At 66.5% G+C, this 19470-nt stretch carries 22 protein-coding genes; 10 read left to right on the forward strand and 12 right to left on the reverse strand.

Going from position 1 to position 19470, the window contains the following annotated elements:
* Positions 1-38: 38 nt before the first annotated feature.
* The 5 genes from AC2YG9_RS10235 to AC2YG9_RS10255 all read left to right on the forward strand — a co-directional run bounded on the left by AC2YG9_RS10235 (position 39) and on the right by AC2YG9_RS10255 (position 3280).
* Positions 39-929 carry a hypothetical protein gene (locus AC2YG9_RS10235; RefSeq protein ID WP_487297862.1) on the forward strand — a complete coding sequence of 297 codons (891 nt, stop codon included), beginning with the start codon at positions 39-41 and terminating at the stop codon, positions 927-929.
* Between the two features lie 83 nt (positions 930-1012).
* The gene (locus AC2YG9_RS10240; RefSeq protein ID WP_487297863.1) at positions 1013-1372 is read left to right on the forward strand and encodes a hypothetical protein; all 360 of its coding nucleotides are present in this window, start codon (positions 1013-1015) and stop codon (positions 1370-1372) included.
* A 132-nt stretch (positions 1373-1504) separates the two neighbouring features.
* Positions 1505-1846: a hypothetical protein gene (locus AC2YG9_RS10245; protein ID WP_487297864.1), complete on the forward strand. Its 342-nt coding sequence runs from the start codon at positions 1505-1507 to the stop codon at positions 1844-1846.
* 104 nt (positions 1847-1950) lie between these two features.
* Complete coding sequence (locus AC2YG9_RS10250) at positions 1951-2352, forward strand: hypothetical protein (RefSeq protein WP_487297865.1); 402 nt, start codon at positions 1951-1953, stop codon at positions 2350-2352.
* A 232-nt stretch (positions 2353-2584) separates the two neighbouring features.
* On the forward strand, positions 2585-3280 hold the full coding sequence (locus tag AC2YG9_RS10255; RefSeq protein WP_487297866.1) for a nitroreductase: 696 nt from the start codon (positions 2585-2587) through the stop codon (positions 3278-3280).
* Positions 3281-3286: 6 nt separating this feature from the next.
* Here AC2YG9_RS10255 and AC2YG9_RS10260 read toward each other — a convergent pair whose 3' ends face one another.
* Positions 3287-4315: a hypothetical protein gene (locus tag AC2YG9_RS10260; RefSeq protein ID WP_487297867.1), complete on the reverse strand. Its 1029-nt coding sequence runs from the start codon at positions 4313-4315 to the stop codon at positions 3287-3289.
* Positions 4312-4596: a hypothetical protein gene (locus AC2YG9_RS10265; protein ID WP_487297868.1), complete on the reverse strand. Its 285-nt coding sequence runs from the start codon at positions 4594-4596 to the stop codon at positions 4312-4314. Before AC2YG9_RS10265 ends, AC2YG9_RS10260 begins: the two co-directional genes overlap by 4 nt.
* Before the next feature lie 170 nt (positions 4597-4766).
* On the opposite strand from AC2YG9_RS10265, the gene AC2YG9_RS10270 reads away from it, so the two are divergent.
* The 3 genes from AC2YG9_RS10270 to AC2YG9_RS10280 are packed head-to-tail and all read left to right on the forward strand — an operon-like array spanning position 4767 to position 8584.
* Positions 4767-6332, forward strand: coding sequence for a toll/interleukin-1 receptor domain-containing protein (locus AC2YG9_RS10270; protein ID WP_487297869.1), 1566 nt, complete (start codon positions 4767-4769; stop codon positions 6330-6332).
* Complete coding sequence (locus tag AC2YG9_RS10275; RefSeq protein ID WP_487297870.1) at positions 6332-6988, forward strand: hypothetical protein; 657 nt, start codon at positions 6332-6334, stop codon at positions 6986-6988. The genes AC2YG9_RS10270 and AC2YG9_RS10275 overlap by 1 nt, the downstream gene beginning before the upstream one ends.
* 12 nt (positions 6989-7000) lie before the next feature.
* Positions 7001-8584 (forward strand): tetratricopeptide repeat-containing protein, encoded by a 1584-nt coding sequence (locus AC2YG9_RS10280; RefSeq protein WP_487297871.1) that lies wholly within the window; start codon positions 7001-7003, stop codon positions 8582-8584.
* Here the strand turns inward: AC2YG9_RS10280 and AC2YG9_RS10285 are convergent.
* Both AC2YG9_RS10285 and AC2YG9_RS10290 read right to left on the reverse strand, forming a co-directional pair.
* The gene (locus AC2YG9_RS10285; protein ID WP_487297872.1) at positions 8581-9219 is read right to left on the reverse strand and encodes a Crp/Fnr family transcriptional regulator; all 639 of its coding nucleotides are present in this window, start codon (positions 9217-9219) and stop codon (positions 8581-8583) included. The two genes, AC2YG9_RS10280 and AC2YG9_RS10285, sit on opposite strands and share 4 nt — an antisense overlap.
* Positions 9220-9265: 46 nt before the next feature.
* Complete coding sequence (locus tag AC2YG9_RS10290; protein ID WP_487297873.1) at positions 9266-10546, reverse strand: oligosaccharide flippase family protein; 1281 nt, start codon at positions 10544-10546, stop codon at positions 9266-9268.
* 115 nt (positions 10547-10661) lie between these two features.
* On the opposite strand from AC2YG9_RS10290, the gene AC2YG9_RS10295 reads away from it, so the two are divergent.
* Together AC2YG9_RS10295 and AC2YG9_RS10300 are read left to right on the forward strand one after the other, a co-directional pair.
* The gene (locus AC2YG9_RS10295; protein ID WP_487297874.1) at positions 10662-12644 is read left to right on the forward strand and encodes an acyltransferase family protein; all 1983 of its coding nucleotides are present in this window, start codon (positions 10662-10664) and stop codon (positions 12642-12644) included.
* Between the two features lie 9 nt (positions 12645-12653).
* Positions 12654-13397, forward strand: a complete 744-nt coding sequence (locus AC2YG9_RS10300) for a class I SAM-dependent methyltransferase (protein WP_487297875.1) — start codon at positions 12654-12656, stop codon at positions 13395-13397.
* Between the two features lie 12 nt (positions 13398-13409).
* Here AC2YG9_RS10300 and AC2YG9_RS10305 read toward each other — a convergent pair whose 3' ends face one another.
* The 8 genes from AC2YG9_RS10305 to AC2YG9_RS10340 form a co-directional block, all read right to left on the reverse strand.
* Complete coding sequence (locus AC2YG9_RS10305) at positions 13410-14306, reverse strand: hypothetical protein (RefSeq protein ID WP_487297876.1); 897 nt, start codon at positions 14304-14306, stop codon at positions 13410-13412.
* Between the two features lie 80 nt (positions 14307-14386).
* Positions 14387-14638 carry a hypothetical protein gene (locus AC2YG9_RS10310; RefSeq protein WP_487297877.1) on the reverse strand — a complete coding sequence of 84 codons (252 nt, stop codon included), beginning with the start codon at positions 14636-14638 and terminating at the stop codon, positions 14387-14389.
* A complete protein-coding gene (locus tag AC2YG9_RS10315; RefSeq protein ID WP_487297878.1) occupies positions 14635-14907 on the reverse strand; it encodes a hypothetical protein in 273 nt (90 codons plus the stop codon). Before AC2YG9_RS10315 ends, AC2YG9_RS10310 begins: the two co-directional genes overlap by 4 nt.
* Entirely contained in the window at positions 14849-15280 is a 432-nt protein-coding gene (locus AC2YG9_RS10320) for a hypothetical protein (RefSeq protein ID WP_487297879.1), read from the reverse strand. Before AC2YG9_RS10320 ends, AC2YG9_RS10315 begins: the two co-directional genes overlap by 59 nt.
* On the reverse strand, positions 15277-15642 hold the full coding sequence (locus AC2YG9_RS10325) for a tlde1 domain-containing protein (RefSeq protein ID WP_487297880.1): 366 nt from the start codon (positions 15640-15642) through the stop codon (positions 15277-15279). The genes AC2YG9_RS10320 and AC2YG9_RS10325 overlap by 4 nt, the downstream gene beginning before the upstream one ends.
* 6 nt (positions 15643-15648) lie before the next feature.
* The gene (locus AC2YG9_RS10330) at positions 15649-15900 is read right to left on the reverse strand and encodes a hypothetical protein (RefSeq protein ID WP_487297881.1); all 252 of its coding nucleotides are present in this window, start codon (positions 15898-15900) and stop codon (positions 15649-15651) included.
* On the reverse strand, positions 15900-18602 hold the full coding sequence (locus AC2YG9_RS10335; protein WP_487297882.1) for an SGNH/GDSL hydrolase family protein: 2703 nt from the start codon (positions 18600-18602) through the stop codon (positions 15900-15902). The genes AC2YG9_RS10330 and AC2YG9_RS10335 overlap by 1 nt, the downstream gene beginning before the upstream one ends.
* 308 nt (positions 18603-18910) lie before the next feature.
* Complete coding sequence (locus AC2YG9_RS10340) at positions 18911-19342, reverse strand: hypothetical protein (protein WP_487297883.1); 432 nt, start codon at positions 19340-19342, stop codon at positions 18911-18913.
* Positions 19343-19470: the final 128 nt, after the last annotated feature.

Below are 19470 nucleotides of genomic sequence, written 5' to 3' on the forward strand. Positions count from 1 at the left end.
AACATATGCGTCGGGACCGCTCACCAGCAAACGCCGCCATGGCAGCCGCGACCAGCGCCGCATTGGCCCTGTTGACGACATCTTCCCCGGCAGCCGCCCAGCCGGCCGACGACCAGACGACCTGGTTGCAGGTCGCGACGGCCGAGGGCTGCATCGTCATCTGGACCCGCGCCAACACGATGAGCGCTGCCGAAGCCCGCAGGATCGCGAAGCTCAGCTACCAGGGCACCGGCTGCCAGCGGGGCCAGCTCATCAACGGCGAGGGCTCTCTGACGTATGGAGCCTACAGCAACTCCTACCGCGGACGCTTTGTGAACGGGGTTCTCGAAGGACAGGTCCAGGCCTACGTCGCCGGCAAACTGGACCCTGACGCGTCGGGCGCCTGGATCGGCGGCTGCTCACCGCACTGGACGAGGTGGGGCAATTGCCAACCCTACCGAGGCGGCGCCGAGAGCATCGTCACCGACGCCGGCCCCGGCCCGCTTGGCCTGCGCGACGGCCAGTTCCCGTCGGGTGGCGGAGGCGGCGGCGGCCGACCCGCCCCGGCCCCCGCCGCATCGGGCGGCGGCGGCGATGGCGACGTCTGGAACACCTGCGTCACGACTGAAGCGCCCGTGCGCTCCGGCATCCAGATGATCTATGCCTTCCGCAATATCTGCGGCAAGACGATCACCATCTCCTTCTGCATGAAGGCGACCTACGAGGCGGCCGGCGACTGGAACCTGTGCTCGCGCCGCGAATACAAGACCTACGACATCCGCGCCGGCGCCCGCTTCGAGTTCCCCTTCACCCCGGTGACCCCGGGCAGCGCCATGTCCGACGGCCGGGTCGTCGACCACAACGAAGTCAGCGCCAGCGGAGCGGCGTGCATCGGCTCAAGACCGTCGGTCTATGTCGAGAACAAGAGGCTGGTGTTCCAGCACTGCTGAGCATCAGGCCCTCGACAGCGTGACCTGCAGAATTTTCAGGCGAAAGCGGGGTTTTGCGGCCTCCGCGCAAAGGGAGAAGACGAATGAAAATCGGTATCCGTGCTCTCACCATGATGGCAATCAGCCTATGCGCCATGATGACGGCTGGCGTCATTTCGGTCCGACCGGCGGCTGCGCAAGGCATGACTCATCAGATGTGGTGCGTCGTACCAGATTACCGCACAGGCATTGCCTATTATTCGTCCATCTTCGTCTCATCGGACGCGGCAAGCTACAGTCACGAAACGCCGTTCACGAATTTCGTGCAGGCACGTTATAGTCAGACCGCTCAGCAGGGACAGTGCTACACCTACGACAGCTACGCGAATGCTCAGGAAGCCAAGAGATTGGAAATGTCTCGCACAGTATTTGATAGTCATATCGATACTTCCTGGCGGCCATAGCAGCAGCGCGTCCTGGGCCAGGAATCCCGGACGCGTCCTGATGCGCGCCAGTGGGCGCGGCGGTGATTCTGTAGCGTCCCTTGCGCGTATCGTGGGGGCGCAAACCGAACGACACAGATGGGAGACCGGACAATGAACAGACAAATCATGGCTGCGATCGCGGTGATCGGCCTGATCGCGGTGATCGGATCGACATCCGGAGACGCAGTTGCGCAGGCGCAACCGGGTGTTTGGACGCCTTACGCCAATTTCGTCACCATTCCGGAGGCGCCTGGGGCTTGCTCGCGGGTCTACAGCTGCGGACCAGCGACCCCGCAGATGTTCAGTGCGGACCAACAAGTGGCGGCGACGTCCCCGAAGCTCGTGCTTGGCGTTTGCTCGACCGGCGGAGGCGGTCTGATTGACGAGTGCGGCGTCTGCCTCACGAACCCGCCCAGTGACTCATGCCAATGGTGGCTTGAACCCAGGCGGTGAGGTCTGACATTCCGGCGCTTCGCGCGGCAATCGGATAACGGCGACAGGATACCTATAGCAGGCCGCGCCACCGCCGCGCCACCTGGCCCATCCGTGGAGACCCCATGATGACGACGAGAACCATCACCGCCCGGCTCGTTCACGCGGGTCTGGCCAGCCTTTGCGGCCTGTCCGCCCTCTGCCTTTCACCCGAGTCGCCGGCGCGTGGCCTGGCGCCGGCCATGGCGCAGAGCTGCCAGGTTGGAAAGACTCCGAATGGCGCCTGGGAGCAGCGGGTGCAGGTCGGGGAGGTGGTCACCTTCGGCGATCTGAAGATCCGGATCGTCCAGGCCAATCAGGGCAACGACGACGCCGACTACTACGGTGTCGTGGATATGAAGGCGCCCGGCCTCGCGACCAACGGCTACCGGCTCAACTACCAGAAGCCAGTCAAGTTCACGGCCTGCGGCCAGGAGGTCACCCTGACCTGGGACTATGGGCCAACGGTGCGCATCAGCGTCTTTTGATGCGGGAAGAGTCATGATCAATCTCAAACGCTTTGCCGCCCGGCTCGCTTTGGCTGTGGGGGCCAGCCTTCCAAGCCTTGGCGCCGCCGCCACGCCGGCGCCCACTGCGGCGCAGAGCTACCAGATCACAAAGCATGATAGATAACGGGAAGAGGGGACAGGTTGGAAACCAACGTGTCCCCGTTTCCGCCCAAGAGGGGACCGCGTAAGAAGGGACGGGTTGGAAACCAACATGTCCCAAGTCCGGAGCGACCCCTTGCTGCTCAATGACGCCCTGCGCGCCCGCCGCTCCATCCGCGCCTTCAAGCCCGATCCCGTGCCCGAGGCGCTGGTCCGCGAACTGCTGGAGGAGGCCCGTCGGGCGCCGTCGGGGACCAATATCCAGCCGTGGAAGGTGCATGTCGTCGCCGGCGAGGCGCGGGCGCGGCTGGAGCGCGAGGTGCTGGCCCACCGCGAGACTGACCCACAGGACAACGGCGCCGAATTCCCGCGCCGGTCCGGCGCCCGGCGCGATCCCTACCTGGGCCGCATGCGCACCCTGGGCAAGGCGATGTACGGCCTGCTGGAGATCCCGAAGGGCGACCAGGCGGCCAACTGGCGCCAGTGGGGGCGCAACTACCAGTTCTTCGACGCGCCGGTCGGGCTGATCTTCACCATCGACAATGACCTGGACGCCATGAGCTTCCTCGACATCGGCATGTTCATCCAGACCCTGATGCTGGCCGCCGCCGCCCGGGGGCTGGGCACCTGCGCCCAGGGCGCCTGGAACAACTACTGGACGGTGACCAAGCGGGTGCTGGGCGTGCCGGATGAGCAGTATGTGGTTTGTGGCCTGTCGCTGGGCTGGCCGGATGAAACCGCGGCGGTGAACAGCCTGGTGGCGGACCGGGAACCCGTGGAAGGGTTTGCGGTGTTCCACGGGTTCTGAGGATAGTCAGTCACCAAAGGGAAGCGGCGCGCCGATGAACACGGCAGCGATCGTATCGCCTGAGTCACTACGCCACCCGAACCGCACGCCGCCCGACAGGCCGCCCTTGCCATCCTTGACGAAGTAGAGCGGCAGGTCAGCGCCGGTCACGTCGTTGCGCGCGTCGTAGCTCAGCTTGAAGCTGAAGGCGAAGTCGTTGCCGAGCCCCTGTCGGTACTCCGCTGAAAGCAGGTCTCGCTCCGTCTTGCCGGGAGGCCCGCCTGCGCCCTTCTTGCACGTCAGCACGCCGCCGCCGGCCGGGCAGAGGATCACCTCGTCCTGACTCTCCCAGCTGATGGAGCGCTTGTAGCTGAACTCGAAAAACTGCTGACGGCGCAGCGGCTGGATCGTCAGGAACGCCTTGAGCGAGGCAGAAGTTTTTTCCTCCGAGCGGTCCTTGAGAGTGGTGGCGTCGAGGTAGTCGTAGTCGTCGTGATCAATGGCGATCGTGGCCCCGCCGCCGACGACGAAGGGGGTCTTGCCCCAGGCCATGTCCAGGTACTTCTGATATCCTTCGGGATCATTTTTCTTGAAGAACGTGGCGTCACAGGGACTCGTGTCGCCTTCGCGACGCAGCCGGGCGCAGGAATCAAGCAGCAGCTGCGTATCCGGCGCATCGACCGAGGTCCGGGTGAATCGCCAGCTGGCCTCGACCGACAGGCCGTCGCCGATGTCGTCGATGGTGGCCAGATCCGCGGCGTTCTTGCCATCACCGAGCGGAACCGAGATCGCGACGCTCCAGTCCGAGGTTCGGCCGAACCGGTCATCGCCGTATTCGTCGCCGTCGCCGAACTTCAGGGTGACCTCGGACTCGCCCTTGCTGGCGGTTACCTGGAACCGGTTCGCAGCAGCGGTGTCGGCATCGGTTGGCGCCTTCTGGGCGAAGGCGCGGGAGGGCGCGATCTCCTTTGCTGCGCGGTCGTCGTCAGCAAAGGCCTGGCCCGACCAGGCGACCAGCGCGAGGCCGGCCATGACAGGTGTGAGCGTGCGCATCATTCGGCCTCTACGATGAATTCGCTGACGCCGAAGCCGAGCTTTTCATCGTCCGGAATCTTGCTCTCGAACTTCGGCAGTATTTCCCGCGAGGCCTGGGAGAGCCTGATCTTCAGGCTGTCTCCAGCCTTGCCTCGCATGCGCCAGAACAGGACATGCTTGCCGGGAGCACAGACGCGGTTGCCGACGCCGTCGTCGTCGATCGGCGTCTGTTTGGAGTCGATCAGAATCTCGTACTTGTTTCTCTTTATTTCGGTCTCAACCTCGACCTTCACGTTTGGCATGGGACTGCCTCCAGGATGTCCGGGCCCAAAAGCGATCACCTGATCCGCCCGCCGCCTATTGACCCCCTTTGGGCGGCCGACCGCCGTGACGGCCGTCACGCAACCTTCACGTGTTGTGCATGGACCTCGCCTCTGTCAGCTTGGCGGGATGGCGGTCGGGGGACACGCGAATGGCGGACGGTTCGGGGGCGGCGGGTGCGCGGTATCGCGCCTTCATCAGCTACAGCCATCGCGACGCCGTCTTCGTCGCCCGTCTGCACCAGCGGCTGGAAGGCTATGTCCTGCCCAAGCGGCTGGGCGCCGAACGGCGGCTGACACCGATCTTCAAGGACCGTGAGGAACTGCCCGCCGCGCATGACCTCAGCGCCCAGGTACGGGCGGCGCTGGCGGTGTCCGACTGCCTGGTCGTGGTCTGCTCGCCGGACGCGGCGGCCTCGCCGTGGGTCGGGCGGGAGATCGAGCTGTTCCGGGAACTGCATCCGGATCGGCCGATCTTTGCAGCGTTGATCCGTGGGGAACCGGCGGAAGCGTTTCCGCTGACCCTAGCGAACAGTGGCGCCGAGCCGCTGGCGGCGGATTTTCGCCGCGAGCGCGACGGCGACCGGCTGGCGCTACTGAAATTGGTAGCCGGAATGGCCAGCGTTGGCGTCGATCAGTTGATCCAGCGCGACGCCCAGCGACGGCTGCGGGCTGTGATGGCGATCACGGCGGCGGCCCTCATCGGGATGGTAGCGATGGGGGGAATGATGGTGGTCGCCCTCGAGGCTCGAGCGGAGTCCGATCATCAGCGCAGGGAAGCAGAGAAGCTCGTGGAATTTATGCGCACAGATCTGCGCGACGACCTCAAGTCGCTTGGGCGACTGCCTCTGATGAAGGCGGTCAACGCCCGAGCGCTGGCCTACTACCGCTCTCAGCGCGTTGATCGGCTGCCCGCCGACTCTTTGGCCAAATGGGCCAGGCTGTTGCATGCCATGGGCGAAGACGAAGCTGCCCAAGGTAATGTCGGAGAAGCGCGGGCCCACTTTGACGAAGCCTGGCGGGTCAGCTCGACCTTGCTGACCGCCGAGCCGGAAGAACCGAATCGGCTGTTCACCCATGCTCAGAGTGCGTACTGGCGCGGATATGCTGACTATCTTGACCGCCGCACCGGAGCGGCCAGGGTGGCCTGGAACACGTACCTGACCCTGGCTGAAAGGCTGGGGGCCGAAGAGCCGGGCTCCAAGCGCGGAAGCCAGGAGGTTGGCTATGCGCAAGGCAATCTTTGCACCTTGGCGGTCGAGCAGGAACGAGCCTTGTCGCGGGCCTTGGTGCATTGCCAGGAATCGCTGAACTCCATGCGCCGAGCGCTGGAAATTGCTCCAGACGACGTGGAGCTAAAGGTGGACGTAGCGACGCGCTTGGCCTGGCTGGCGATCGTGCAAGTAGAATTGGGTGACTTGGGAGCAGCGCAGATCAACCGGCTGGCCCAGGTCGACCTTCTCGAAGGGCTCTTGCGGCGAGATCCCGACAACGCCCAACTGAAAGCCAGCTGGGCCATCAGTCAGCGGGCGCTATCGACCATCGCGTATCGCCAAGGCGACGTCGCAGCTGCCCGGAGACATTTGCGCGCGGCCGGCGCGACGTTCCGGAGCCTCTCGGCAATGGATCCGACCAATGTCAGCTGGCGCGATCAAGCGACCTACGCAGACCAAGCGCTCGCGAAACTAAGTGATCCGTCATTCAAGGAGAAACCGTGATGGGCGAACCTGCCCCCCCGAGAAACGACTACGCACCCATTCACATTGGCGGGCCCGACGAGCCGGCCAAAGCCTGGATACAGCATCGCATCCTGACCATCGTCTGGGAGAAGGATGTCGATGGCACGCCCATCAAGGGACTTCGGTTCAGGGTTCTATCTCCGACAGCGGCCACCAAGCCGCCGAAGGACAAGGATGTCGAAGAGTATGTGAAGGGGCTGATCCACGGAATGGTTGATCCAGTCTACCGCGAGGACACACCCTGGGACATCCGAATGGAAGACATGGAGGGGGGCGACCCCAACCATCCCCGAATTCTGCTGCTGGAGCTCCACAAGGAAATTGACTGGGCGTTTTCGCGCGACCAGCCAGGCGTGACCCACAAGATCAAACCCCCGGCAGACAGGATTGAAGACACCAACCTTCATTTCTTCGACAGTGACGGCAACCGTCAGCTTCCTGCGGGCGGCACTCCTCCCAAAGGTTGTCGCTTCCTGTGCTGGTCGATCCTGCTGCGGCCGCGGGACCGGAACGACATCGCGGAGCTACGCGGGTTCAACTTTCACATCACCATGAAAGATTCTGAGACGGGCAAGACACTGCCCCTCATCTTCGACCCAAATGTACCTGACAATGGCGGGGCCGGAATCCCCTAGAGCCACTCACCCGTGCCCCCCTCCCTCCTCCCCATCATCGCCCATGCCCGCGCCGGCGCCCTGGATCATGCCCTGCGGCTGTTCCAGGACGCCGGCCTGGACAGCGTCACCGACGATGCCGCCGTCCTGTCCCTCAAGGGGCGGCTGCTGAAGGATCAGGGGCGGCGGGCCGACGGGGACGCGCGCCGCGCCTTCTATGCGCGGTCGGCGGAGGCCTATGGGGCGGCCGGGGCGATGAACTGGGCGACCTATCCGCTGATCAACGCCGCCAGCCTGTCGCTGCTGGCCGGGGAGCCGCAGCGGGCGGCGGCGCTGGCCGAGAAGGTGCTGGCCCGGCTGGACCAGGGCGATGCCGAACCCGACACCCCCTACTGGCGCGAGGCGACGCGGGCCGAGGCCGAGCTGCTGCTCGGCCGCACCCATGAGGCCTGGCTGACCCTGCAGGGCGCGGTGGCCCTGGCGCCCAAGGCCTGGGAAGACCACGCCTCGACCCTGCGCCAGTTCGCCCTGATCCTCGAGGCGCAAGGCGCGCCGGCCGACTGGCTGGAGCCGTTCCGGCCGCCGCGGGCGCTGCATTTCGCCGGCCATCTGGGGGTCGACCCGCGGGACGCCGACCTCGCCGCCCGGGTGGCCCAGGTGCTGGAGGCCGAGACCGTCGGCTTCGGCTACGGGGCCCTGGCGGCCGGGGCCGACATCGTCATCGCCGAGGCCCTGCTGGCGCGCGGGGCGGAGCTGCATCTGGTGCTGCCGGCCGGCCGGACGGCCTTCCGGGCGGCCAGCGTCGAGGCCTTCGGCGAGGCCTGGGCCGAGCGGTTCGACACGGTGCTGGCGCGGGCCGACACGGTCTGCGTCGTCGCCGGCCTGGCGGATCGTCCCGACCCCCTGAGCCTGAAACTGGCCGGGCGGGCGGCCATGGGGCGGGCGGCGATGCAGGCCCGGCTGCTGGCCAGCGAGGCCATCCAGCTGACCATCCCGGAGGCCGATACCGGCGAGACCGCGGCCATCACGGCCCCCTCTGTGACGCAATGGGCCCGCGAGGTCTGGACCAAGGCCGGTCGGCGCAGCCTGGGCCTCGCCGCCCCGCGCCTGGGCTCGGTTCCGGCGGCCGCGAAGCTGACCGTTCCCGACGGAGCCCGGATCGTCGCCGTGCTGGCCATCGCCCCGGCCCCCGAGCAGGCCGACACCGTGGCGGCCGCCCTGCTGGACGCCCTTGCCCGGCTGGACGTCACGTTCGCCGAGCCGCCGTTGTGGACCGGCCAAGCCCTGCTGCTGACCTTCGAGACCTGTGAGCAGGCCGTCGCCACCGCCCGCATCGCCGCCCCCTTGCTGGGCGCGGGCCGCATCGCCGGCGCGGCCGGGATCGGCCGGCGCCTGTCGTGCCTGATGATGGGTCCGCCGCCGCGGACGGCCGCCCGGCTGCTGGCCTCCGTGCCGCCGGGCGCGGCCCTGGTCGATGCGCTGTTCGCCAGCCTGCTGGCCTCCGGTCCGGAGGGCGAGGCCGTGCCCTGCGAGCCGGTCGGCGAACTGCCGCCGGTCGGCGACGGCCAACCCGGCGACGATGTCGACCGCGGCGTCTACAGCCTGAACGTCTACTAGATATCGGCCTCGATGGCGCGGGGCGAGACCAGGACGATGGCCCCTTCCTCGCGGCGGATCTGGCCGCGGCGCTCCATCTTGCTGATCTCGCGCGACACCGTCTCGCGCGTCGTATGGATCCGCACCGCCAGCGCCGACCAGACCGGCGCCGGGCGGATCACCCGCCGGCCGCCCTCGTCCACCGCCATCCTGAGCAGCTCGGCCCGGGTCCGCGCCGCCGCCGTCAGGGTCATCCGCTCGACCATCCGCCCGGTGGCGCTGCGCAGCTGGCGCAGCAGCAGCCGTGACACCGCCAGCCCGACGGCGCTGTGCGCCTCGATCAGCTCCAGGAAGTCGGCGCTCAGGAACAGGGCGGCGCGCAGAGTCTCGACCGCCACCACGTCGGCCGCCTGGGGCCCGCTGTCCAGGGCGGTGATGGCCCCGAACAGGTCGCCGTCCTCATACTCCTGAACCAGGGCCAGCTGGCCGTCGACGCCATAGACCAGCGCCTGCGCCCGCCCGGCCATGACCAGCCAGGTATCGCTGCAGGCGTCGCCCTGACGCAGCACCACGGCCCGGGCCGCATAGACGCGGGCCGTCGCGCGCCGCGCCACCGCCTCCGCCGTCGCCGGCGAACAGGCGAAGACGCGCGCCACGAAGGCTGTCAGATCGGGCCCCGGCTCCATCGGCCCGGACAATAGATCAGCGGCGCAGCAATCTCCACGCCGCCCAGACGCCGGTGTCGACGCCCAGCATCGCCTTCGCCTGGCCCCACAGGATCAGGTTCATGACCGCCATCTGTCCGAGATACGCCCAGGCCGCGCCATCGACCCCGAACCGGGGGATCAGCACCACGCCCAGCCCCGCATGGACCGCCAGCGCCGCCACGAAGGCCACCGCCGCCCGCCGCTCATGCCCGGCCATGATCAGCGCCGAGGACGCCGGCCCGAACACCGCATTGCACAGCTGGGCAAGGGTCATGACCGCCAGCGCCGGCCCGGCCGCCGCATAGGGCGCCCCGAACACCAACCCCATCAGCGGCCCGCCGGCCACCCCGAACAGCGCCACGAACGGCAGGCAGGTCACGACCGCCAGCGCCGCCCCGGCCGCCGCCGTCCGGGCGAGCCCTTCCCGGTCGCCCTTCGCATGGGCGGCGGCAAAGCGCGGCGCCAGGGCGGCGATGACGGCGGTATAGCCCAGGCCCGCGATCAGCGAGGTCTGGATGGCCGGCCGGTACAGCCCGACCGCTTCGGCCCCGGCCAGTCCGGTCAGCAGCACGCCGATCTGGCCGTTGACCAGGATGGCCCCGCCGGCCGCGCCCATGGGGACCAGCGCCGCCAGCCAGGCGCGGCTGCGATAGACCGGGCTCGCCGCCGCCAGCTGCGCCGGCCTCAGCCGCCGATACAGCCACCAGCCGACGGCCAGCGCCGCCAGGCTCGACAGCGCCGTCAGCGCCATGGCCTCGTCCGGCCCCAGCTTCCACCCGACCAGGAACACCACGCCCAGCCCGAGCAGGAACACCGCCGGCTTCAGCACCAGGTCCGGCCACTGCCCCTGCGCCACCGCCCCCCACCCGCGCAGCACCCCGCCGCGCAGCGCCGACAGCGGGATCAGCGGAATCAGGGCGACGCCCCACAGCACCGTGGCCGGATCGCCGCGCCCCCATGGGGTCAGCAGGGCGAACCCGGCGGCGAGGATGGCGATCACCAGGCTGGAGACGGCGACAAACTGGTGCAGCCGCGTCAGCAGCCCCTTCATCAGGCCGTAGTCGCCCCTCGCCTTCGTCGCCGCAACTTCGCGCAACGCCAGCGTCGGCGCCCCGAACATGGCGGGGACGGTCAGCACGGTCGCGAAGGACAGCACGAAGGCGTAGACGCCCAACCGGGCGGGGGCGAGGACATGGGCCAGCACCACGGACCCGGCGAAGGCCAGGCCAACGTTGAGCCCCTGGATCGCCATCGACGCGACAGCGCCGCGCAACATAGCGCTGTTTCTAAGCATGCTCTCGCTTAGCCAATCCGAGGGATGGCCGCCACCCAGACGTTGTGTTCCTGCTCGGCCCGCCTAAAAGAACCATGACCATCTAGTGCGGGGCGTCTTGAAACATCGAAGCGATATCGACGGATTGCGCGCGGTCGCCGTTCTGCCGGTCGTGGCCTATCACGCCGGGTTGTCACAGACCCCTGGCGGCTTCGTGGGCGTGGACGTGTTCTTCGTCATATCTGGCTACCTGATCACTGGCATCGTCGCCGAGGAGTTGGCGCAAACGACCGCAAACGGCCGCACGGCTCTCTCTTTGTCTGGCTTCTACGAACGGCGCATCCGGCGAATATTCCCCGCCCTCTTTGCGATGCTGGGGCTAACCTCGGTCGCCGTGAGTCTGTTGCTCACGCCCGCCGAGGTCGTTGACTATGCCAAGACCCTTCTGGCGGCGGTATTCTCTGGCTCCAACGTCCTGTTCTGGCTGGACACTAACTATTTCGAACAGGCCGCTCATCAAAAGCCCCTTCTTCATACTTGGTCATTGGCCGTAGAGGAGCAGTTTTATCTGGTGATGCCTCTGGCACTGCTGGTGCTGTGGCGTTGGCGTCCTGGGAAAGCCGATCCGCCAGAAAGCAGTGGAGAATCGAGGCACGTCCCCGGCAGCGTAAAGCTCGGAATCGCGGTTGTGGCGCTCCTGTCCTTCGTTTGGAGTTGGTGGGGTTCCCAACACCAGCAAACGGCGAGCTTCTATCTTCTTCACACTCGAGCTTGGGAGCTCGCGCTTGGCGCTCTCCTTGCCGTAGGTGCCATTCCCGCCCTGCAGCACCGCTGGCTGCGGGAACTCACGGCCATAATCGGCTTGGCTGCCATCGGAGCGTCAGTCCTTTTCCTGACAGCCGAAACGCCCTTCCCGGGGGTCGCGGCCCTCGCGCCTTGCCTCGGCGCCGCCGCCCTGCTGCATGCAGGCAGCGCTGGCCCGACGCTTGCCGGTCGGCTTCTCTCCCTCAAGCCGATGCAGTTCTTCGGCCTGATTTCCTATTCCCTGTACCTCTGGCATTGGCCCGTTATCGTCCTTCAGCGGGCCAGCTTCTTCCTTGGCGAGAGCCTCGACCCAAAGGTCGAGAAGGCCCTCATGATCGCCCTATCCGTTGTTCTGGCGTGGGCGTCCTACAAGATTATTGAGCAGCCATTTCGGGGGCGCAGCTGGCTTTCTCCACAGGGCCGCTGGCTGGACCGCCCGAAGATGTATGCTTTCGGGGTCATCGGGGCCGCAGCTCTTTCAGCTGTTGCCGCGCTCCTGATCCTGTTCGGAGGCTTTCCGGCGCGCATGTCGGCTCAAGCCAATCAGACAGCTAGCTTCCTGACGCAAAGTCCGCTGCTGACGATGAAGGATCCAAGCTGCATGGCTGGGATAGGCCTGCGGGACCAAGTGGACGCCGAGAAGTGCCTCACGTCGGTCGGTGGGCGGAAGAATGTGCTGCTGCTTGGCGACAGCCATGCCGCCCACCTGTGGTCTGGGCTCGCAGCGGCAATTCCAGAAGCGAACCTGATGCAGGCAACTGCTGGTGGCTGTCGACCGACCTGGCCTTCCAAGAGCAAGGATGCGATCTGCAACGGGTTGCTTGAAGAGATCTACGGTCGGCGTTTGCAAAGCCAGAACATCGACCTCGTCGTTCTCGCGGCGCGCTGGGAACCCACCGACGTCAGTGCTCTGGAGCGGACGCTCGAAACGTTCCGAGAATTAGATATTCCCGTGGTCGTGCTTGGACCGGTGCCGCGCTACGATCAGTTATTGCCCCGCCTGCTAGTCGCCGCAGAGCAGCGCACGGACTCATCGCTGCCTCAACGGCATCTGATGGGATTGGTCCCGATAGCCGACGGCCGGTTAGCGAAAGTGACGGCGAACCACGGCGTCCCCTACGTCTCCCTCTATGCTGCACTTTGCACAGCGGGGACATGCCGAACGCAAACGCCCACGGGTGAGCCCCTCCAATACGACGGTGGACACCTTACGCTTCAAGGGTCGGCCTTCGTTGGCCACCTCGTTCAATCACGGCTGAATGACATACTGTCGACTTCGCGGTCGAACCAACGCTAGGAACGAAGCATGGGACGACTGACTGATCTTGCTACGAGAATTTCCCGGGCCTTCGACAAGCTGCTGCCCACCGAATGGTCCATCGAGGGTAGTCAGTACTACCGCCGCACGCTTCTCCCGAGCCACCTCAAAGGCCCCTTGAGGGTCTGGGATTTGGGCAGCGGGCGATACCCTATGGTTTCACCGGATCTCAAGGCGCGCGAAGGAATGCACGTCACAGGGCTCGACCTGTCCGCCGAAGAACTCAGTATGGCTCCCGAGGGGGCCTACGACGTGTCCGTCGCGGCGGATGCAACGACATTCATCGGGCAAGGCGACGCCGACCTTGTCATATCGCATTGCTGCTTTGAGCATTTGCCCAATACCGAAGGGGGCTTTCGTGCGGTGGCGAGCATCCTCAAGCCCGGCGGCAGGGCTGTGATCTACATGCCCTCGGGCAACGCGGTATTTGCTCGTATCAACCTGCTTATTCCCGAAGGAATGAAACGTCGGCTCCTTGGGACGCTTCCCGATCAGGGCGGAAAGGGCGGTTGGCCAGCCTGCTATGACCGATGCACGCCAAAACAGTTTAGCGAACTTGCACAACGGGCCGGTCTGGAAGTCGAAGAACTACGACCGTTCTGGATCAGCGGGTACTTCCTGCCGTTTCCGCCGATCTACGTATTGTGGCGTGCTTGGATGCTCGCGTTCCGCGCTACAGCAGGGATTGAAGCGGCCGAGAGTTTCTCGATGGTCCTTAGAAAGCCAATCTAGCGAGTTGCGGCTCTAATCCTGATACTCCGCCACGCTCGGCGGAGCCATGATGGGGCGAACGAATGCTTTCACCCGTTCGAGGATACCGCGCCGCCGCCCCAACAGGCTGGATTCATCCACCCCTGGGAACCAGCCTGAGGTCACGGCGAACCGCCGCACATGGCCGGTCGCCTGACGAACGGTTACACCGTGAAGGCTGTCGTGCGTGTTGAGCATCAGCACATATGTGTTCGGCGCATAGCGAACCGTCGTGAACTCTTCCACTAACGCAGGATCGGCCTTCTTCGTCCAAGGATCGACCTTTGCTCCACCCTTCCATCGGTAAAGCGACAAATCGCCCCCGACCGAGTCGTCGTCCGGAGAGCGGACATAATAGAGGCCAACGTAGGCCTTCCAGATGCTATCGACGTGAGGGCCGCGCACGCTCGTGGGACTCGAAACCGGCGTATTCACCGCGACTGTCGCTCGGGCAATGACGTCATCGACCGAAACCGGTCGTGAGAAGCCGAGCTTCTCGGCCAAACCTGCGCCAAATGCCTCGGTCTTGATCCAACGCTCATCCGGCGCGGCTCCGTCGACCGTCGCTTCTGGAAACAGCGCGAACACCTTTCTTGAGAACTCGACGCTGGTGTGTGCTTCCAAGAAGGCCTGCCAAGGCTTTGGGGTTTGGTCCTTGGGCAGTTCGGTCGGGCCCCAAGAGGCATACAAGTTGAAGCGCCTGTTATTTGTCCCCGCTAAGTCTGCGGGTAGGTCGCCCAGCGTCGGAAACGAGGATGAGAGCGCCTCGAACACCTCCGACGGCAATGCGTTCTCGATGACGATATGAGGAAAGGGCTCCAACACGACCCGCGCACGGTCAGCTCGATCGAGAACTGTCGGCATCCTCAGAAGGGTATCGATTCCACTCATTCCCACGAACTCCAGAACGTTCCAGTTCAATAGCGCCCCCACGCTTTCGCGACAATTGGGCACACCTGCATTGGCCTACGTCAAATTCGCGTCCGTGGATTATCATTAGAGTGGGCGGCTTGTTGAGCCTTGAATGCGTCCCCCCTCCGCAGCGGCTCCAGCGCATACAGCTGCACCAGCGCCCAGGCGAGCAAGGCCAGCAGCATGCCGACCAGGCTGCGCAGCACCCAGGACAGCTTCTCGTTGATGCCGCGATAGCGCTCGGCGCAGAGCTCCTCATGGGCGGCGATCTTCATGTAGGCGCCTGCCACCGTCTGGCGGTCTCCGCTCATTGTCCGGTCCTTCCGGTCAGGCGCCGCCACCACGGCGGCCGGGGCGCGAGGCGGGCGGCGGCGGCGCGTTCCTCGGCCTCGCAGGCCTCGAGGATCCACAGCATCGTCGCCCGGCGGTCGTTGGCGGTTTCCAGCCGGCCGGTCTGGGCGTCGCCGAAGGCGACCCACTGGCCGATGCTGTTGTCGGCCGGCGGCGCGGCGGGCGCGACCTCAGCGCGCAGCTGGGGCGGAAGCCGGCCGGCGCAGTCCAGCGCAACGGGGATGGTCACGGTAGACGGCACGGCGGCACAGGCCGGCAAGACCAGCATAGCCGGCAGCGCCAGCAGAAGCGCCGGCGTCCGGCGCGGAGAGGATGTCATCACGGGTCTCCTGTTCACGGACCTGGCGGTCCGTCTCGCGTTGTCCCTGCCCGGCGACCGCCTCCAGGGCGGCGCGGGAGGCCTGGTCCGAGGCCCGGGCGACCTCGGCCCCGGCGCGCTGTCGCGCCGCCTCGCGGGCTCTCGCCTCCGCCCCGGCGCCCCGCCAGCTGGTCCAGGCCAGGCCGCCGACGACCAGCGCCAGCAACAGCCCGGTCAGCACGACGATCAGCGGACCGGCGAAGCGCCGGACCAGCCCGCCGGCCAGGGTGAAGAGGCCGCTCATTCGACCACCTCCAGCTCGCTGTCGCCGCTGCCGCTGATCCTTTGGCGCAGGGGCCGGGACAGGATGATGCAGCCCCGCGAGGCGTCGTTTTCCGCGTCGTCGCCGTGGATCATGAAGGCGCTCCGCCCGTGGGCGTCGTGGCCGACCGGCGTCAGGTCCATGGCATGGGGCCCGACCCGGCGGCTGTGGCGCGGCGGGCCGATGCGCCAGCGCCCGCGCGGGATCGGTCCCTTGCCGCGCACCGCCTCCATGGCGGGGTTGTTGCGGCCGTCGGCCAGCGCCGGGCCATCGCCGCTGTAGCCCTGGCCCACGGGCGCGTCGTCGCGCAACAGCCGGCCGCTGCGCTGGTGGTATGTCCACATTCTGATCTAGTCCTCTGGGTTGGTCGGGGCCGAAGGCTCGGTGGCGCTGGTGCCCCGGATCAGGGCCCAGACCCCACCGCCCAGCCCGCCGAACAGGCCGCCCAGCGCCATCAAGTCCAGGGCCTGCCCGCGCAGAACCGCCACGAATGGCAAGGCCAGTCCGCAGAGCAGCATCGGCAGGCTGTAGACCCGCCCGATCGCCCAGGTGCGGCCGTCGGCGCCGGTGAAGAGGTCGGTGAGGAGTTTTGGCGGGATCATCAGCGCGACGCCCGCCAGTTGATGATTCCGTTCTTGATCTGGCTGGCCACGTCCACGTCGCCAGTGGCAGTGTCGAGGTGAACCATGTCGCCTTGGTAGTAGCTGGCCATCGCCGCCAAGGACCAAGCGTTGGTGGTCGGAGCGATGCGGTAGGTCCGCTCGTTCGCAGCGGCGTAGGCCGACTGACCCGCAATCAGCGGCGCACGCAGTGTATCGCCCGGAAAACGCACCGAGGACGGGAAGGGATTGACGAGGATCAGGTCCGCACCCTCGGCCCTTATCGGGTCCCAGAGGTACTGCTCGTACTCACCAATCACCCGGGCGCTGTCGAGCGCGACCTGCTGATAGTCATTGGTGAAGCCGCGCATCATGACAGCTGCGGGAAGCCCCATCTCAAGTGCGAAGGCGATGGATGGCTTGAGTCGCTCCAGCATGTAGACGAAGCCGTCCGTCGTGTTGATCGTGAAGCTGGAGGCGACGCCGCTATAAAGCCCTTTGCCGCCGATGCTCTCGTTGCGCAGCACGACGTTTGCTTGGCCAACGCCCATGTAGCCGCCAGCCGTGATGCGGAAAGTCCATTCACCGGCCCCGCGCGTCCCGTTGCTATCGTCGATCAACCCGATCCAATCGGCCAGGTTGCCCGGCGTCATGCCGGCGATTGCTGCCTGGTCGTGCATCGCCCGCAGCACCTGAAACAGCTCAGCATTGGTCGCCACGCCTCGCTTCCGGGCCTTGGCAGCGATGCGCATCCTGTTGGTCTGCAGGGTCTGAGTGATGTCCTTGGTGGAGTTGTAGGTCCCCAGCCGTTCAGCGCGGCCTGACCAAGCCACGAAAGTCGGTGTCAGGTCGTGCAGCTTGGCCCCACCGACTCCGTAATCGTGATGGCTGGGGCCATAGCGGTTCCACCAGGCCTGAAGCCCCAGACCGATGCCGTTCGCCCCGTGCCTGCTCAGGTTGTAGCTCGGATAGGGGGCGTATTGCCCCTCCTCCGTCGTGTTGTTGAACAGGAGACCGAACGTGTTGCTGTTGGTCACCGGCGAAAGGTCGGCGTTGTAATCTTCGGAGGACAGCACCGCGTAGGCGCTGGCCCCAGCCCCGCCCACACATTCGGCAAGCACCACTTCGGTCTTGCCCGACGCGTAGTCGATGTTCGATGGCCAGGACGGCGGGAAATCGATCAGGCCCGGGTCCGACAGGCCCGCGTTGGCGAAGCACCCTTCGCTGTCCAGAACGATACCGCCAATGCTGGCGCTGCCTCGGCTGACGTAGCCGCCCCACGTCTGGTCGGCGAGCAATGGGAAGCTGCTGTCTGCCCTGACAACTTCCAGCGAACCGATATGAACCGTTGTCGCGTCACCGTTGGTGTCGGGCCAGACGCCTAGCTGCTTGCTGCTGTCGAAGGTCAGCGTGAACGTGAATATGATGTCGGCGTTTGTGGGATCGGTGAAATCCTCGCCGCTAATATCGGGCAGGGCGATCACCTTGTAGTTGATGTCGACCGTGCCCGCCTGGCCGATGCGGTAGTTTCTGGCGCCGGCCCCCGAAAGGGTCGTGGCACTGATCCGTATCGTGATGCTTGTCCCGTTGGGGGGCTTGTGGGTTTCGGTGTTGGTTATGCCAAGCACCGTCGCGGTCGAGGTGAATGCCACGCTGGCGGCGGTCAGCGCCCCCAACGGACCGTTGATGGCATAAGGCGTGATCACCGGGGTCGTTGGGGACTCGTCGCGCAAGTCGCCCAAGCCAAAGGTGTTCAAAGGCCGCCGGTAGGGACCAAGGTGCTCTTGCGGCGTGCGGTAAGGAATGTAGGCCCGGTCGACCAGCTCAGCGTCCAGCGCCCACCAGACCTCCCAGCCAGGCGGGAACTGCGTGCAGAGCTTTGACGACAGCTGCGACTGGCGGACCGCGCGGATGTCGCTGCCGAGTGGTCCCGCGCCATAGCCCTTGAACAGTGCCGCCCCGGCGTTGTCGATCTTCCAGTCGATGCCCTTGCCGTAGGTCTGGACGACACCGAAGAAGCCGTCAGTGGCGGCGGCCGTCAGACCGGCGGCGTCGGTGGCGAAATAGCTGGCGGTATTGGCTTCGCCGGCCGCCTCGATATCGGAGACCTGCGCCTCGCCTTCGGCAGCAACCAGCGCGGCCTGCTCCGCGCCTTCCGCGACGACGGCCGAAAAAGCAGAGGCTGGCAGATCAGCAGTCAAGGCCACCTCCGCCACAAACCCCGCGTAGTCGCGGTCCGTCACCGGGTCGCCGGTTTCGGGGTCGAAGGTGAGGAGCATGCCTTTGCGGCGGGCGGCGTCCGGCAGGGGGCCGAGGGTGTCGCCGGGCGGGGCGGACAGGGCGCGGGCCAGGTCGCGGCGCTGGTCCTGGGCGATCAGGGTCAGGCGGTCGAGGGCGGCCTCGTGCGTCTGCGCCGGGAAGGCGTCGGCGGCGATGTAGTCGGCGGGCTGGACCAGGGCGGTATCGGTCCACAGGACCAGGGTCTCGCCAACCACGATGGCGCGCGGCGTGGTCGCCTGGGCGCCTTCGGGCGCGCCGGCGCCGTCGACGGCCAGGCCCTCCAGGGGCTCGCGTCCGCCATCGGCGGCGACGATCACGGCCCGCACGTCGTCCGCCTCCAGGACGGGGAAGGGCAGCGGGAAGGGACCCGAACCGCCGTCGCCGGCGTAGGCTGCATAGCGGGGGGACGGGGCGGTGACGGTCATGCGGCTCCCTCTGCGGCGCGCGTGGCGGACCCGCGGACGCGGGCCGGCCGGCGGCGGCGGATCTCGAGTGGCTGGAGCGCGTTCCGAAAAGTGAGACTCGGCTTTCGGATCAAACGCGCGACGAAACAAAGGCGCGGGTGCGGCTTGTCCGTCCAGCGGCCTCGGGCAGAGGCGGCGGCGGGTCCGGGACGGTAGAGACGGCCGCCTATCGAAGCGGCGAAACCATTATCGCACGATGGGCGGCGGCAAGGAGATTCTGTCCTGGCCGGACAGCGACCCTGGTTGCGGCCGGCGGGGGCGGGTCCGTGTCAGGGGAGCTCGATGATCTGCTCCGGCGCGGGCGCCCAGATGTTCTCCGTCTTCGCCCAGGTTCGCAGCGGCTCGATACGGTCGGGCGTGGCCTCGCCCCTGGGCACATAGATGTGCAGCGCCAGTTGCTCGGAGACGTCGCAGAACGCCTCCGGCGCGCAGTCGGCGTGGACGCTGGCCACCGCGAGAATCTCATTCTCTCGCGAGACGACGAAGGCCGTGTGCTCAAACGCCTGGTGCGGCCGGAAACTGAACCAGACCCGGTAGAAGGGGTAGGTGTCGGATTCCAGAACCTCCCGATGGCCGTTGAAGCCTTCGCTGACGATCACGTCCAGCCTGGTGCGCCCGATCTGGTCCTTGCCGCGGGCTCCGAGAAATCGGCTCAACTTGCGCTTGGGCCCGCCGAAATAGTCCGGCGAAAGCTCGTCCATGGCGTCCCTTGTCGCTCGATGCGGCAGCTTCACCCAACGCGGAGTCTCCGGCGCAACCGCGGGTTTCGGCTTCGGCGCCGATGCCGGCACGGGCGCCGGCGGCGCTGGATCGGTCTGTTCCGCAGAGC

Source organism: Caulobacter sp. SRI_014 (genome assembly GCF_057586315.1).

What these genes read in the sequence shown, in the direction of transcription:
- AC2YG9_RS10255 (WP_487297866.1), top strand. Translation starts at nt 2,585, where the DNA reads ATGTCCCAAGTCCGGAGCGACCCCTTGCTGCTCAATGACGCCCTGCGC.
- AC2YG9_RS10325 (WP_487297880.1), bottom strand. Translation starts at nt 15,642, where the DNA reads ATGTGGACATACCACCAGCGCAGCGGCCGGCTGTTGCGCGACGACGCG.
- AC2YG9_RS10305 (WP_487297876.1), bottom strand. Translation starts at nt 14,306, where the DNA reads ATGAGTGGAATCGATACCCTTCTGAGGATGCCGACAGTTCTCGATCGA.
- AC2YG9_RS10275 (WP_487297870.1), top strand. Translation starts at nt 6,332, where the DNA reads ATGGGCGAACCTGCCCCCCCGAGAAACGACTACGCACCCATTCACATT.
- AC2YG9_RS10250 (WP_487297865.1), top strand. Translation starts at nt 1,951, where the DNA reads ATGATGACGACGAGAACCATCACCGCCCGGCTCGTTCACGCGGGTCTG.
- AC2YG9_RS10245 (WP_487297864.1), top strand. Translation starts at nt 1,505, where the DNA reads ATGAACAGACAAATCATGGCTGCGATCGCGGTGATCGGCCTGATCGCG.
- AC2YG9_RS10300 (WP_487297875.1), top strand. Translation starts at nt 12,654, where the DNA reads ATGGGACGACTGACTGATCTTGCTACGAGAATTTCCCGGGCCTTCGAC.
- AC2YG9_RS10270 (WP_487297869.1), top strand. Translation starts at nt 4,767, where the DNA reads ATGGCGGACGGTTCGGGGGCGGCGGGTGCGCGGTATCGCGCCTTCATC.
- AC2YG9_RS10320 (WP_487297879.1), bottom strand. Translation starts at nt 15,280, where the DNA reads ATGAGCGGCCTCTTCACCCTGGCCGGCGGGCTGGTCCGGCGCTTCGCC.
- AC2YG9_RS10235 (WP_487297862.1), top strand. Translation starts at nt 39, where the DNA reads ATGGCAGCCGCGACCAGCGCCGCATTGGCCCTGTTGACGACATCTTCC.
- AC2YG9_RS10265 (WP_487297868.1), bottom strand. Translation starts at nt 4,596, where the DNA reads ATGCCAAACGTGAAGGTCGAGGTTGAGACCGAAATAAAGAGAAACAAG.
- AC2YG9_RS10310 (WP_487297877.1), bottom strand. Translation starts at nt 14,638, where the DNA reads ATGAGCGGAGACCGCCAGACGGTGGCAGGCGCCTACATGAAGATCGCC.
- AC2YG9_RS10330 (WP_487297881.1), bottom strand. Translation starts at nt 15,900, where the DNA reads ATGATCCCGCCAAAACTCCTCACCGACCTCTTCACCGGCGCCGACGGC.
- AC2YG9_RS10240 (WP_487297863.1), top strand. Translation starts at nt 1,013, where the DNA reads ATGAAAATCGGTATCCGTGCTCTCACCATGATGGCAATCAGCCTATGC.
- AC2YG9_RS10290 (WP_487297873.1), bottom strand. Translation starts at nt 10,546, where the DNA reads ATGTTGCGCGGCGCTGTCGCGTCGATGGCGATCCAGGGGCTCAACGTT.
- AC2YG9_RS10340 (WP_487297883.1), bottom strand. Translation starts at nt 19,342, where the DNA reads ATGGACGAGCTTTCGCCGGACTATTTCGGCGGGCCCAAGCGCAAGTTG.
- AC2YG9_RS10335 (WP_487297882.1), bottom strand. Translation starts at nt 18,602, where the DNA reads ATGACCGTCACCGCCCCGTCCCCCCGCTATGCAGCCTACGCCGGCGAC.
- AC2YG9_RS10260 (WP_487297867.1), bottom strand. Translation starts at nt 4,315, where the DNA reads ATGATGCGCACGCTCACACCTGTCATGGCCGGCCTCGCGCTGGTCGCC.